This is a genomic window from Pseudomonas sp. 05N433 (genome assembly GCF_056396925.1).
The window spans coordinates 34134-47772 of sequence record NZ_JBFTML010000031.1 but is presented as its reverse complement, the minus strand read 5'-3'; the positions used below and the strand labels follow the sequence as shown (position 1 = coordinate 47772).

The window sequence follows — 13639 nt, the reverse complement described above, 5'->3', positions numbered from 1 at the left end:
CCGGGGGTTTTGCTTTATGCAGATTAAATGCCCCGCACGTCCCACCCGCCGAATAGCCCGTCTACACTCGAAGCATTCCCCCAAAGCCATAACGAGACCGTTATGCCCAGATGGTCGACCGTGCTTTTTTTGCTGTCGCTGATGACCTGGACCGCAACGGCTGGCGCGCTGACTCTGACCGACGAAGAACGTAGCTGGCTGGCGGCTCACCCGGAATTGCGCCTGGGCGTCGATGCCTCCTGGCCGCCGTTTGAGTTTCGCGACGATCATGGGCGTTATCAGGGCCTGGCAGCGGACTATATCAACGTCATCCGGCAACGGCTGGCCATCAAACTCACGCCCATCGAACCGGTCAGCTGGACCGAAGTGCTGCAGCAGGCCAAACAAGGCAAGCTAGACATCTTGCCGGGCATCATGTCGACCCCCGAGCGCCAGACCTATCTGTCGTTCACCCGCCCCTACCTCGATTTTCCGATTGTCATTCTGGCCCACGTCGGAGGCCCCCAACCGCGCAAACTCAAAGATCTGTACGGACTGAAGATCGCCGTGGTGGAAAACTACGCCCCCCATGAACTGTTGCGCACCCAACATCCCGACCTGAATCTGGTGGCGATGCCCAATGTCAGCTCGGCATTGCAAGCGCTGGCTACCGACGAAGTGGACGCGGTCGTGGGCGATCTCGCCTCCAGTGTCTGGAGCCTGCGCCAGCTCAAGCTCGAAGGGCTCTACGTCAGCGGTGAGACGCCCTACCGCTATCAATTGGCGATGGCCGTCCCCCCGAACAATAAGCTGCTGGTCAGTATCCTGGACAAAGTCCTGGCAGACATGAGCCCGAGTGAAATCAGCGCCATCCAGGAACATTGGGTCGGTAACGTCCTGGATCATCGGACCTTCTGGTCCGACGTGCTGATTTACGGCCTGCCAGGACTATTGGCACTGATGATCGTGCTGGCAGTGGTGATCCGTATCAATCGCCGACTGAGTTCGGAAATTGCCCGCAGGGTCGACCTGGAACAGGAGCTGCGCAGCAGCGAATACCATTACCGCGGGCTGGTGGAGAGTCTTTCAGCCATCGCCTGGGAAGCGCAGATCAGCGATTACACCTACAGTTACGTGTCGCCCCACGCCCAGGACCTCCTCGGTTATCCCCTGTCCCATTGGCTGATTCCGGGCTTCTGGCGCAACATCATCCACCCCGCGGACCTCACTCGGGCCCAGGCGTTCTGCGACCGTGAAGTGGCGGCCGGGCGCGATCACAGCGTCGATTACCGGGTCATCACCGCTGATGGCCGTTGCCTGTGGGTCCGCGATATCGTCAGCCTGATCGAACATGGCCGTGAACCGGTCCTGCGCGGGCTGATGATCGATATCAGCGAAGCCAAACGCACCGAAGAGGCGCTGCGCCTGTCGGAACAGAAGTTCGCCTCAGTGTTCCAGCAATGCCCGGATATTCTGGTGATCGCACGGCTTTCCGATGGCTGCCTGCTGGAAGTCAACGAAGCGTTCGAGGAACAGATCGGCCTCAAGGCCGAAGACGTCATAGGCCAGACGGCCACCGACCTGAACATCTGGGGCGTTCCTGGCGTGGGACCGGGTTTGCTGCAGCGATTGCAGGCCGGCAGTATCCGCAACCTGGAGATGCCCTTTCGCCGCAACAATGGCCAGGTGTTTACCGGCCTGATCTCTGCCGAGCCTTTCGACCTCGACACGACCCCGGCCCTGGTGGTCGTCGTACGAGACATCAGTCAGCTCAAGGAAACCCAGCAACAGCTGCAAACCTCCGAAGAGAAATTCGCCAAGGCCTTCCACGCCTCCCCCGACGGCTTGCTGCTGTCCCGGCAGAGCGACGGCTTGCTGCTGGAGGTCAACGAAGGTTTCAGCCGTATAACCGGGTTCAACAGTGCGATGTCGGTAGATCGGTCGGCGCTGGACCTGGGGATCTGGGTCAATCTCAACGAGCGCAAACAGATGCTCGAATTGCTGCACCGGGATGGTTTCGTCCGCGATTTCAGTTGCCACATCCGCCGCAAGGACGGGCAGATCCGGCTCTGCGAAGTTTCAAGCCGGCCACTGCCCATCGGCGATGAAGACTGCATGCTGACCATCGCCCGGGACATTACCGAGCGACACCTGATGCAGGAAAAACTGCAACAGGCCGCCACCGTGTTCGAAAGCACCGCCGAGGGCGTCTTGATCACCGACACCCAACAGCACATCAGCGCGGTCAATCGGGCATTCACCGAAATCACCGGCTACAGCGAGACCGAAGCACTGGGCCACACCCCTCGCCTGCTCGCCTCGGGCCTGCACGACAGCGCCTTCTATGCTGCGATGTGGCATCAACTGACCGCCGAAGGTCATTGGCAAGGCGAGATTTCCAACCGGCGCAAGAACGGCGAGCTCTACCCGAGCTGGCTGACCATCAGCGCCGTGCGCAACCGGGACAAACTCATCACCCACTTTGTCGCGGTGTTCGCGGACATTTCCAGCCTCAAGCATGCGCAAGCCAAACTCGACTACCAGGCGCACCACGATCCGCTGACCGGCCTGCCGAATCGCACATTGTTCGAAAGCCGCCTGCTGACCGCGCTGAACAACCAGCAGGAAAACGGTGGCCAAGGCGCCGTGCTATTCCTGGACCTGGACCGTTTCAAACACATCAACGACAGCCTCGGTCACCCGGTCGGCGACCTGCTGCTCAAAGGCATCGCCGTACGCCTCAAGGAGCAGTTGCGCGATATCGATACCGTGGCGCGGCTGGGTGGCGACGAATTCATCATCCTGCTCCCCGGCCTGCAACAGGCCAGCGATGCCGACAACATTGCCACCAAGCTGCTCAATTGCTTCAGCGCCCCTTTCCAGGCCGGCGAGCACGAGTTTTTCATCAGCGCCAGCATCGGCACCAGCCTGTATCCCAAGGACGGCTGCGACGTTGCCACGCTGGTCAAGAACGCCGATGCCGCGATGTATCGCTCCAAGGCCAAGGGCCGTAACCGGGTTGAAAGCTACACCCGCGACCTCACCGCCCAGGCCAGCGAACGCGTGGCACTGGAGCATGAACTGCGACGCGCCATCGAGCGCAATGAGCTGTTTTTGTACTACCAACCCAAAATCAGCCTCAAGGATCATCGGCTGGTCGGTGCCGAAGCGCTGATTCGCTGGCATCACCCAACCTTTGGCGATGTGCCCCCCGAGCACTTCATTCCCCTGGCCGAAGAAAACGGCATGATCCTGCAAATCGGTGATTGGGTATTGGAGACTGCCTGCCAGCAGATGTACGAGTGGAATCAGGTCTATGAGTGCCTCGGCCCACTCTCGGTCAACCTGGCGGGCGCTCAATTACGCCAGCCGAACCTGCTCGGCCGGATCGAGCAATTGCTCAAGGACAACCGCCTCAAACCTGATTTTCTGCAACTGGAGATTACCGAAAACTTCATCATGAGCCAGGCCGAAGAAGCGCTGACGGTCCTGCACCAACTCAAACGCCTGGGCGTGCAGCTGGCGATCGACGATTTCGGCACCGGTTATTCGTCCCTGAGCTACCTCAAACGCCTGCCGCTGGACATCCTCAAGATCGACCAGTCCTTCGTCCGCGGCTTGCCGGACGACCCGCACGACGCGGCGATTGTCCGCGCAATCATCGCCCTGGGCCGCAGCATGCAATTCACCGTCATCGCCGAAGGCGTCGAAACCCACGCCCAGCAACAATTCCTCACCGCCGAAGGCTGCGAACAGATCCAGGGCTACATCGTCAGCCTGCCACTTTCCCCCGACGAATTCGCCGCGACGTTTCTTCGTATAGCCGTATCGGATTTTTCGGATAGCACAGCCGAGAAACCATCGCTATAATCCGCGGCCTACTGAGGGCCTATAGCTCAGTTGGTTAGAGCAGAGGACTCATAATCCTTTGGTCCACGGTTCAAGTCCGTGTGGGCCCACCAACTCCAAAGCCGCGCATTGCGCGGCTTTCGCGTTTCTGGCTGGTCCACCACAGATACAGTCCCAGGGTCCAAGGGTACAATTCAGGTACAGTGCTGGTTCGCCAGCCGCCAAGGCGCTTCAAGGAGGTGCCTTGGCCTACAGGTCATCCTCTGGATTGCGCAACAGCCGCAACTCACCGCGTGCAACCTCATCCGGCACCGCGAAGGAGTACCGTCCCAGCATAGTGCCCAGCTCCAACGCAGCTGACATCTCCCGAGCACGATCATACTGATCGTAAGCCGAATCCAGGTCGAAGCTATTGTTCTCTTGCTTCAGGTCCCACAGCACACTTTCGGACGCCGAATGAGCCGTCGCTGTTGCCGCTGACCGAAAACTGACCTTGCGGGGGTGCGGTAGCTGGCGATGAGACCCGTGCAGACGTCAAATTCCCTGGGGGCCTCACATCAAAGACGGTTTGCATCTTAGTCACCGCTTGTAGAAAATCATCGTCTTTTTGCACGAATGGATACGCGCATGAAGTTCGAGAAGACCACGCAGTACAGGTCCGAGGAAGGGATCGTCTTCAATCTGTCTCAAATCACCCTCATGGAAAGCGACCGAGGTCGCCTGCGCGAGCTGCACTTTGGCGAAGCAAAACGCGCCCATTACCAAGTCAACAGCATAGTCGTCGATATGTACGACCGAATGCAGGCTCGAAACCTGCCATGCCTGCTGACAGTCTGCATTTCCAATCCCCTCACCCGGCAGCAGGCCGATGCTATCAGCACTATGCGCGGCAACGTCGCCAAGGGAATTGCTGCGGCCTCAGGTGGCGTTGCAGGGAAGGTAGGTGCGTTGGGCGGGCCGCTCATTGGCTGGGCTTCAGGTGCAGTCGTGACGACAGGTGTCAACTGGTACCTCAAAGGGGCCCTGCCGAACCTGCATGCAGGTGACGTGCTGGTCAGCATCGAGGGAGAGGTCCATGGCGGGATTGGCCCACAGCGCTCTGTCGTGACGCTGGTCATCAAGGTCTGAGGAACTGCACATGCCCTACATCATGCAAACTATCGTCCTTCTGGTGCTGGGCGCGATCCTCGTTCAGTTTCTGAAACCGTACCCGTTGCGCAAGTGGCTGGGTTTGACGCTGCTGGCAACGGGCTTGGTCAGCATCTTCAAGGTTGGTGAGCAGCAGGTGCTGGGCTTTGACCTGGAACTGCTAGCACTGCTGGCCGTGCCGCTGGGCGTGGTGCTTTTCCTGACGCGGCGGCGGTTCACGGAGGGGGACTGAAGCCCTGGCACGATTTCTCGGTGCCGTCTCTGACCCAAAATCATATGGGACAACAGTCGATCAACAGCGCGTTGATCGATGATCTTAGCGTTGGACCTTGCCGGTGGATTGGGGGTTACTTTGAACATACTGGTAACTCCTAACGTTGGTTAGATGCCGCCAAAATCACTGCTAAATGATCGGTGGCGGCTGTAACGCAGGCCTGGTGCGTCGGAAATGTGTAATGCCACATTGACCAGCCTTGCCAACTCTGCGGGCGCGGCCTAATTCTGATCCTAGACAGCACGGATCTAGCGCACATGAAAGGTCACCTGGGCCAGCGCGGCGCCGAGCCCGAACGGCAGTAGTATCGCTCGGGTCGCGGTGGGGGCCGGGCTACGCATGTCTTCAGCCAAAGCAGCCACGTCTCGGTGCAACTGTTCAATGCTGGCTTGAGTCGTGGGAGGTAAGGACATACAGCGTCTTCCTGTCGGGATCAGATCGCGCCTTGTGCGCGGCTCCGAGGCGGGTCGTGCGTCATTTTTCCTGCCTGTCGTCTAGGTTATATTTTGCGCGGACGGCGGGTTATCGGATGACGTCCGCCAAGGTTGTAGGCAAACTCCGAGAATTGCGTAATGGGCGCATTTGGGCACTTTTCCGCCTTGTTGGGCTTTTTTTCGACGGGATACTCTCCGGACGTCGCTGCCAATCAGCTTACGTCCAAACACCCAATGAAGGGATCGCCTGCACCGGCTGCAACCGCTCAAGCACTTCCCCCGTCAACACAACCTCATACGTATCCGCCGGCCGCCCCCACTGCTCCACAATGACCATGCGCTCCACCAAAAGCCCCGCCAATCCAGTAATCGTATCGGCCAACACCTCGACGATTTCTTGAGTGCGCAACCACAAGCGATCATTAATGTCTGTCAGCTCAGCAATGATGCGATCAGACGACGCTGGGTCCGTATCGGGATAGGCGATATTTCGAAGCAAGTACCGCAACTCTCTTATTTTTGCGTGATCCTGCTCCGCTCCAAACTCTCCTTTCAGGATGGCTGCCGCTTTCGACTTATCGACGCGTTTCTCGGGCGAGTGCTTTGCAGGCAAGGTCTGCGCCATGGCGCCAGCGAAGAGGACCATTATCCGGGCTTCCAAATGTTCCTTCATGGCTTCGAGCGACGAAATGGACCGCGTCAAGGTAATGGAGGCCCCGCCATGATGCGTCAGGCCCATGGTCACTTTCAGGGTCACATCACCCGTTTCAAAACCCAGGGCTCGGGCTACGACGTAATGCCCCATTTCGTGATTGGCAATCTGCAGTGCATAGTCGCGCAGAGCCGCAGGCATGCTCTTCATTTCGATCCCCTCGCTTCACAGCCCCTGGTTGCGCATTCGACTACGAGTGACAATTTGTGTCCATCCAATTAACCCGTTGAGGGCATGGACTGCCTGTAATATGCCTGCCCATTGCTCTGTACCGCTGGAGATACCCCTTTGCCTGACACTCGCCCGCCCGTTCTCGACGAAATCGACCGCCAATTGATCGCCGCCTTGCAGATCAATGCCCGTGAAAGTGTGGCCATGCTTGCCCGGCAACTGGGCATCGCCCGGACCACCGTTACTTCGCGCCTGGCCCGGTTGGAAAAGGCCAAGGTGATCACCGGTTACGGTGTGCGACTGGGTCAGCGTGTGGTGGATGGCGGATTGCAGGCTTACGTCGGGATTACGGTGCAACCGAGATCTGGCAAGGAAGTGCTGCGACGACTTAGCGCCATGGCTCAGGTGCAGCAGCTGTGTGCGGTGAGTGGCGAGTTTGATTATGTGGCGTGGTTGCGCACCGATTCGCCGGAGCAGCTGGATCAGTTGCTGGATCAGATCGGCAGTGTGGATGGGGTGGAGAAGACGACGACTTCGATCATCCTGAGCAGCAAGATTGATCGGGGGCAGCCGGTTTGAATTTCCGCCGGTAGGTCTTCGGTGTCTGGTCGGGCCTCTTCGCAGGCAAGCCTCGCTCCTACAATATGTAGTGATAAATCGTCATATTGATAAAACAATTAGCAAAACGACGACACATTGCGTCTTATTAACGTGTTCTACGCTCTCTAGAATGGCTGCCATCTTTTCCTATACTCAGACGCGCATCCTGCGTCGGGTCGCCAGCAAGGTCAGCCATGAACAAGAACAATCGCCATCCTGCAGACGGTAAAAAACCAGTCACTATTTTCGGCCCGGATTTTCCTTTCGCCTTCGACGACTGGATCGAGCACCCGGCCGGGCTGGGCAGCATTCCAGCACACAATCACGGCGCCGAAGTGGCGATCGTCGGGGCTGGCATTGCCGGTCTGGTGGCCGCCTATGAACTGATGAAACTGGGCCTGAAACCTGTCGTCTACGAAGCCTCGAAAATGGGCGGTCGTCTGCGCTCCCAGGCGTTCAACGGTGCCGAAGGCATCATCGCCGAGCTCGGCGGCATGCGCTTCCCGGTGTCGTCCACTGCGTTTTATCACTACGTCGACAAACTCGGCCTCGAGACCAAGCCCTTCCCGAACCCGCTGACCCCCGCGTCTGGCAGCACGGTGATCGATCTGGAAGGCAAAACCCATTACGCACAGAAACTGGCGGATCTTCCTGCACTGTTCCAGGAAGTGGCTGACGCTTGGGCCGATGCCCTGGAAGACGGTTCGCGCTTCGGCGAGATCCAGCAGGCGATCCGCGATCGCGACGTGCCGCGCCTCAAGGAATTGTGGAACACCTTGGTGCCGTTGTGGGACGACCGCACGTTCTACGATTTCGTCGCCACCTCCAAAGCCTTCGCCAAGCTCTCCTTCCATCACCGCGAAGTGTTCGGCCAAGTCGGTTTCGGCACCGGTGGCTGGGACTCGGACTTCCCCAACTCGATGCTGGAAATCTTCCGCGTGGTGATGACCAACTGCGACGATCACCAGCACCTGGTGGTCGGCGGCGTGGAACAAGTGCCGCAAGGCATCTGGCGCCATGTGCCGGAGCGTTGCGTGCACTGGCCGGAAGGCACCAGCCTCAGCTCGCTGCACAACGGCGCACCACGTACCGGCGTGAAGAAAATTGCCCACGCGGCAGGCGGCCGTTTTGCGGTCACCGACAACTGGGGCGACACCCGCGAATACGCAGCGGTGCTGACCACTTGCCAGAGCTGGCTGCTGACCACCCAGATCGAATGCGACGAGAGCCTGTTCTCGCAAAAGATGTGGATGGCCCTGGACCGTACCCGCTACATGCAGTCGTCGAAAACTTTCGTGATGGTCGACCGCCCGTTCTGGAAGGACAAAGACCCGGAAACCGGCCGCGACCTGATGAGCATGACCCTCACTGATCGCCTGACCCGTGGCACGTACTTGTTCGATAACGGCGACGACAAGCCTGGGGTGATTTGCCTGTCGTACTCATGGATGAGCGACGCCCTGAAAATGCTTCCACAGCCAGTGGAAAAGCGCGTGAAGCTGGCGCTGGATGCGTTGAAGAAGATCTACCCGAAAGTCGACATCGCCGCGCGGATCATCGGCGATCCGATCACCGTGTCGTGGGAAGCCGACCCGCATTTCCTCGGGGCCTTCAAGGGCGCCCTGCCCGGTCACTACCGCTACAACCAGCGCATGTACGCGCACTTCATGCAGGACGACATGCCGCCCGAGCAACGCGGGATTTTCATCGCCGGCGATGACGTTTCATGGACACCGGCGTGGGTTGAAGGCGCGGTGCAGACCTCGCTCAACGCGGTGTGGGGCATCATGAAACACTTCGGCGGTGAAACTCACGCTGAAAACCCGGGTCCAGGAGATGTGTTCAACGAGATCGGTCCGATCGCCCTGCCCGAGTAAGAGGAATCCGAAATGCGCGTAGCCCTTTACCAATGTCCACCGCTGCCCCTGGATGTCGCAGGCAACCTGCAACGCCTGCATCAACTGGCGCTGGAGGCCAAGGGCGCGGATTTGCTGGTGGTGCCGGAGATGTTCCTGACCGGCTACAACATCGGCATAGACGCCGTCAGCGTGCTGGCGGAGGTGCACAACGGTGAATCGGCGCAGCAAATCGCGCGCATCGCCAAGGCAGCCGGGATCGCCATTCTGTATGGCTACCCCGAGCGTACCGAGGATGGGCAGATCTACAACGCCGTGCAGTTGATCGACGCCCATGGCGAGCGGCTGTGCAACTACCGCAAGACTCATCTGTTCGGTGACCTCGATCACTCGATGTTCAGCCCCGGGCCGGATGAGTTTCCGTTGGTTGAACTCAATGGCTGGAAGCTTGGCTTTTTGATCTGCTACGACCTGGAGTTCCCGGAAAACGCCCGGCGTCTGGCGTTGGCCGGTGCCGAGCTGATCCTGGTGCCGACGGCGAACATGATTCCCTACGATTTCATCGCCGACGTCACCGTCCGCGCCCGGGCCTTCGAAAACCAGTGTTATGTGGCTTACGCCAACTACTGTGGGAGCGAGGGCGAGATCCAGTATTGCGGCCAGAGCAGCATCGCCGCGCCGGATGGCAGCCGTATCGCCCAGGCCGGTCTTGATGAAGCGCTGATTGTCGGTGAGCTGGATCGCCAGCTGATGATCGATTCCCGCGCAGCCAATCGCTACTTCCTCGATCGCCGTCCCGAGCTTTACGACGCGCTGAACAAGCGCTGATCCACTTAGGGGGCGTTCTCAATATGTTTCCCCGGCGCAGTGTGGAAACTCATTGAGAACGCCCCCTAATCCGCTAGCATTAGCGCTTCTCTGTTCTGGAAGTGCTCATGCCTGCGCTGAATCACCCCCACCTTCACACTGAAACCCTGGCCAACGGTTTGCGGGTGACGCTGCGTCATGCTCCCGGTTTGAAGCGCGGCGCCGCTGCGTTGCGGGTCGCTGCCGGCAGTCACGACGTGCCATCGGCCTGGCCGGGGCTGGCGCACTTTCTCGAGCATTTGCTGTTCCTGGGTACAGAGCGCTTTCCCGCAGGACAAGGGCTGATGGCCTACGTACAAGGTCATGGCGGGCAGGTAAACGCGCGAACCAGCGAACGGACGACGGACTTCTTTTTCGAACTGCCGCCCCAGGCGTTCAGCGCTGGGCTGGAGCGTCTGTCAGACATGCTCGCCCATCCGCGTATGAATCCGGACGATCAGCGGCGGGAACGGGAAGTGCTGCACGCCGAATTTGTCGCCTGGTCGCGGGATGCCACAGCCCAACAGCAATTCGCGCTGTTCGACGGGCTCTCGGCGGCTCACCCGTTACGGGCGTTTCATGCTGGCAACCGTTACAGCCTGCCGATTCCGCAGCCCGAGTTTCAGCAAGCGTTGAAGGACTTCCATCAGCAGTTTTATCAGACCGGGCAAATGACGTTGAGCCTGGCCGGCCCGCAGAGTCTCGAAGCATTGAAAGGGATGGCGCAGGCGTTTGCCCTTGCCATTCCCACCGGTAAAAAAGTCCCCCAGGCAAAGCCCAGCCTGTTGATGGATTCATCGGCCAATAGTTATCAACAGGCTGGAGAACGTCGACTGGATCTGCTGTTCACCTTCGAAGGGCTGCCCGACTCATCGCCCGAAGCGCTGGCGTTCCTGTGCCATTGGCTGACCGCCGCAAAGCCCGGCGGCCTGTTGGCGCAGCTGCGAGACAGCGGGCTGGCAGACAACCTGAAAGCCGCGCCGCTCTACTGCTATGCCGGGCAAGCCTTGCTGCACATCGAATTCACGCTGCCCGCAAACGCCACGCAATCGGGCAACGTGATCCGCGAACGGCTTCTGGATTGGCTGGGCTTTTTTGCCTCCCGTCAGGATTGGGCCCAATTGCGCGAAGAATACGCAGCCCTGCAGCAGCGCCAACAACAAGTCAGCAGCGCCTTGCAACTGGCCCAACGGGACAGCGAGCAACTTGCACCGGGGTTGTCCGAACAGGGCGTTGTCGCCCTCAAGGCAATCCTGCAACAAATCGGCGCTGTGGATAACTTCACCGGCCAGTGGCAACTACCGCCCCCCAACCCGTTTTTGCGTACCGAGACTCCAGCCCCGAATGCCGGCTTGATTCGCGGCCAGACCAGCGCCCACCGTGGCCTGCGGACCTTTGCCCAGGATCGCTCGCGCAGTCGCCGCGAACGTTCGCCGATGCAGTTCAGTCAGGCGTTGCCGGATAACACGGATGAAGGCGCGGTTTATCTGCGCTGGCGCCTGGAGTCCGCGCCTCACAGCCGTCTTCAGACCAATCTGGAAAACAACCTGGGGCCGTTGCGCGAGGATGCACGTCAGGCCGGTGTCGACGTTTCCTTCAGCGCATCGGGCAATGAGTGGCTGCTGAGACTGACGGGGCTGCAGGAACCGATGCCAACAGTCCTCGAACATGTGCTGAAAGCGCTGACAAAACCTGATGCGCGTTTCTTACAGGATGCACCGACGGCCACCCCATTGATGCCGATTCGACAGCTGCTCAAGGCGCTGCCCGATCTATGCACTGAACACACCGCAGCCTCGGATGACTTGCAGCAACTCTGGTCGAGTGCGCGTTGGGATGGCCTGGCGACCGGATTGTCGGCCCAGACGCAAGCGGCGATGGGGTTGGCGTTGAGTCGTGTGCCGGGAACGCCAGACCATCAATCGACGTCACCTCTATCGATCGGCTCACAGCATCTCTGGAGCGCCATCGATACCGGCTCCAGCGAACACGCGCTGTTACTCTTTTGTCCGACGGCAACCCATGACATCGCCGACGAAGCTGCCTGGCGCTTGCTCGCACACGTGTGCCATACACCGTTCTATCAACGCTTGCGGGTGGAACTGCAACTCGGTTACGCGGTGTTCAGTGGCCTGCGCCAGATCAACGGTCAGACCGGGCTGTTGTTCGGCGTGCAATCGCCGAGCGTCGCGCCTCTGGACTTGTTGCAGCACATCGAACAATTCCTCGGCGAGCTCGAAAGGATGATCGAAAGCATCGATGAGCTGACCTTCATCGCCCAACGCCAAGCCCTGGCCGATCAATTCGACAGCACCGCCCTGCCCAACACCCAGGCCGCCGAACTGCTCTGGCAAGGCAAACTGGCCGGCCACTCGTCGGATTATCTGGGCCTTTTACCTCAAGCGATTCTGAAGATCGACCGCAAAGCCTTGCTGGCCGCGGCACAGCGACTGAATAGGGCCGAAGGTGGCTGGCGCTGTCTGGCCAGCGGAGCTTGCCCGACTACGCGCTGGCAAGTGGCAAAATGATCATTACCGGCGCTGCAATTAGCTTTCTCAAAGATTCGCAGCCAATCACTCTGTAATTTTGAGTAACATAGCCACCTAACTATCTGAACATCTCCGGCTGGAGGTGGACTATATGTGTAGGTCTCAACTGTCCCATCCACCTGAAGGAGCGCTTCTATGTCCTGGTCCAAACCTGCTTACACCGACCTGCGTATCGGCTTCGAAGTCACCATGTACTTCGCAAGCCGCTAAGCTCTGCCGTTTGGTAGAGAATGCAGTGCTACGCCTCGGCTTGCCGGGGCGTTTTTATTTTCAGTTTTCGATGATGGAGCGGCCATGTTTGTCCAGATTCTAGGTTCCGCCGCCGGCGGCGGTTTCCCCCAGTGGAACTGCAACTGCGCGAACTGCGCAGGTTTTCGCGACGGCAGCCTGCGGGCCGAAGCGCGTACCCAGTCGTCCATCGCGATTTCCGATGATGGCGTGAACTGGGTGCTGTGCAATGCTTCGCCGGACATCCGCGCCCAGCTCCAGAGTTTCGCGCCGATGCAGCCGGGCCGCGCGCTGCGTGATACCGGCATCAGCGCAATCATCCTGATGGACAGCCAGATCGACCACACCACCGGCCTGCTCAGCCTGCGTGAAGGTTGCCCGCATCAGGTCTGGTGCACTGACATGGTCCATGAAGACCTGAGCACCGGGTTCCCGTTGTTCACCATGCTGACCCACTGGAACGGCGGGTTGAACTGGAACCGTATCGAACTCGATCAGAGCTTCACCGTCCCGGCCTGCCCGAATCTGCGTTTCACCCCACTGCCCCTGCGCAGCGCCGCCCCACCCTACTCGCCGCACCGCTTTGACCCGCATCCGGGCGACAACATCGGCCTGATCGTCGAAGACCTGAGCACCGGCGGTAAACTGTTCTACGCACCGGGCCTGGGCAAGGTCGATGCTCCGCTGCTGAAGATCATGGCCAGCAGCGATTGTCTGCTGGTAGACGGTACGATGTGGGACGACGACGAAATGCAGCGCCGTGGCGTCGGCACGCGCACGGGTCGGGAAATGGGCCACCTGGCGCAGAACGGCCCCGGCGGCATGCTCGAAGTGCTGGAACAACTGCCCAAGCAGCGCAAAGTGCTTATCCACATCAACAACACCAACCCGATTCTCGATGAGGATTCGCCAGAGCGTGCGGAGCTGGCCCGTCGTGAAGTTGAAGTGGCTTATGACGGCATGAGTATTGTGCTGTAGCGGATGGCCTCTTC

The 13639-nt window shown here is 59.6% G+C and carries 11 protein-coding genes and 1 tRNA gene; 10 read left to right on the top strand and 2 right to left on the bottom strand.

The annotated features are described in order from the left end of the window. Positions 1-102 precede the first annotated feature (102 nt). From AC1DIS_RS17230 to AC1DIS_RS17215, 4 genes are all read left to right on the top strand, one after another. A complete protein-coding gene (locus tag AC1DIS_RS17230; RefSeq protein WP_477743657.1) occupies positions 103-3849 on the top strand; it encodes a bifunctional diguanylate cyclase/phosphodiesterase in 3747 nt (1248 codons plus the stop codon). Positions 3850-3864: 15 nt separating this feature from the next. Continuing rightward, positions 3865-3941: transfer RNA gene (locus tag AC1DIS_RS17225), tRNA-Ile, on the top strand. A 514-nt stretch (positions 3942-4455) separates the two neighbouring features. Continuing rightward, positions 4456-4956: a hypothetical protein gene (locus AC1DIS_RS17220; protein ID WP_019580724.1), complete on the top strand. Its 501-nt coding sequence runs from the start codon at positions 4456-4458 to the stop codon at positions 4954-4956. Between the two features lie 10 nt (positions 4957-4966). Beyond that, entirely contained in the window at positions 4967-5209 is a 243-nt protein-coding gene (locus AC1DIS_RS17215; protein ID WP_018928836.1) for a hypothetical protein, read from the top strand. A 290-nt stretch (positions 5210-5499) separates the two neighbouring features. On the opposite strand, the gene AC1DIS_RS17210 is transcribed toward AC1DIS_RS17215, so the two are convergent. Both AC1DIS_RS17210 and AC1DIS_RS17205 read right to left on the bottom strand, forming a co-directional pair. After that, positions 5500-5664 (bottom strand): hypothetical protein, encoded by a 165-nt coding sequence (locus tag AC1DIS_RS17210; RefSeq protein ID WP_168206189.1) that lies wholly within the window; start codon positions 5662-5664, stop codon positions 5500-5502. A 238-nt stretch (positions 5665-5902) separates the two neighbouring features. Continuing rightward, positions 5903-6547 carry a peptidase M41 gene (locus tag AC1DIS_RS17205; RefSeq protein ID WP_477743656.1) on the bottom strand — a complete coding sequence of 215 codons (645 nt, stop codon included), beginning with the start codon at positions 6545-6547 and terminating at the stop codon, positions 5903-5905. A 138-nt stretch (positions 6548-6685) separates the two neighbouring features. Between AC1DIS_RS17205 and AC1DIS_RS17200 the strand changes: the two genes are divergently transcribed. The 6 genes from AC1DIS_RS17200 to pqqB all read left to right on the top strand — a co-directional run bounded on the left by AC1DIS_RS17200 (position 6686) and on the right by pqqB (position 13625). Continuing rightward, the gene (locus AC1DIS_RS17200) at positions 6686-7147 is read left to right on the top strand and encodes an Lrp/AsnC family transcriptional regulator (RefSeq protein WP_007980298.1); all 462 of its coding nucleotides are present in this window, start codon (positions 6686-6688) and stop codon (positions 7145-7147) included. 215 nt (positions 7148-7362) lie between these two features. Beyond that, complete coding sequence (locus tag AC1DIS_RS17195; protein ID WP_018928833.1) at positions 7363-9045, top strand: flavin monoamine oxidase family protein; 1683 nt, start codon at positions 7363-7365, stop codon at positions 9043-9045. A 12-nt stretch (positions 9046-9057) separates the two neighbouring features. Next, on the top strand, positions 9058-9852 hold the full coding sequence (locus AC1DIS_RS17190; protein WP_477743655.1) for a carbon-nitrogen hydrolase family protein: 795 nt from the start codon (positions 9058-9060) through the stop codon (positions 9850-9852). Positions 9853-9959: 107 nt separating this feature from the next. Next, positions 9960-12398: a pyrroloquinoline quinone biosynthesis protein PqqF gene (pqqF, locus tag AC1DIS_RS17185; RefSeq protein WP_477743654.1), complete on the top strand. Its 2439-nt coding sequence runs from the start codon at positions 9960-9962 to the stop codon at positions 12396-12398. Positions 12399-12554: 156 nt separating this feature from the next. After that, the gene (gene pqqA / locus AC1DIS_RS17180) at positions 12555-12629 is read left to right on the top strand and encodes a pyrroloquinoline quinone precursor peptide PqqA (protein WP_009045898.1); all 75 of its coding nucleotides are present in this window, start codon (positions 12555-12557) and stop codon (positions 12627-12629) included. An 84-nt stretch (positions 12630-12713) separates the two neighbouring features. After that, positions 12714-13625: a pyrroloquinoline quinone biosynthesis protein PqqB gene (pqqB, locus tag AC1DIS_RS17175; RefSeq protein WP_018928830.1), complete on the top strand. Its 912-nt coding sequence runs from the start codon at positions 12714-12716 to the stop codon at positions 13623-13625. The last annotated feature ends 14 nt before the right edge of the window (positions 13626-13639 follow it).

Excerpts from the sequence above, each read along its gene's own strand:
- AC1DIS_RS17230 (WP_477743657.1), top strand. The coding sequence starts at position 103 with ATGCCCAGATGGTCGACCGTGCTTTTTTTGCTGTCGCTGATGACCTGG.
- AC1DIS_RS17220 (WP_019580724.1), top strand. The coding sequence starts at position 4,456 with ATGAAGTTCGAGAAGACCACGCAGTACAGGTCCGAGGAAGGGATCGTC.
- AC1DIS_RS17215 (WP_018928836.1), top strand. The coding sequence starts at position 4,967 with ATGCCCTACATCATGCAAACTATCGTCCTTCTGGTGCTGGGCGCGATC.
- AC1DIS_RS17210 (WP_168206189.1), bottom strand. The coding sequence starts at position 5,664 with ATGTCCTTACCTCCCACGACTCAAGCCAGCATTGAACAGTTGCACCGA.
- AC1DIS_RS17205 (WP_477743656.1), bottom strand. The coding sequence starts at position 6,547 with ATGAAGAGCATGCCTGCGGCTCTGCGCGACTATGCACTGCAGATTGCC.
- AC1DIS_RS17195 (WP_018928833.1), top strand. The coding sequence starts at position 7,363 with ATGAACAAGAACAATCGCCATCCTGCAGACGGTAAAAAACCAGTCACT.
- AC1DIS_RS17190 (WP_477743655.1), top strand. The coding sequence starts at position 9,058 with ATGCGCGTAGCCCTTTACCAATGTCCACCGCTGCCCCTGGATGTCGCA.
- pqqF (WP_477743654.1), top strand. The coding sequence starts at position 9,960 with ATGCCTGCGCTGAATCACCCCCACCTTCACACTGAAACCCTGGCCAAC.
- pqqB (WP_018928830.1), top strand. The coding sequence starts at position 12,714 with ATGTTTGTCCAGATTCTAGGTTCCGCCGCCGGCGGCGGTTTCCCCCAG.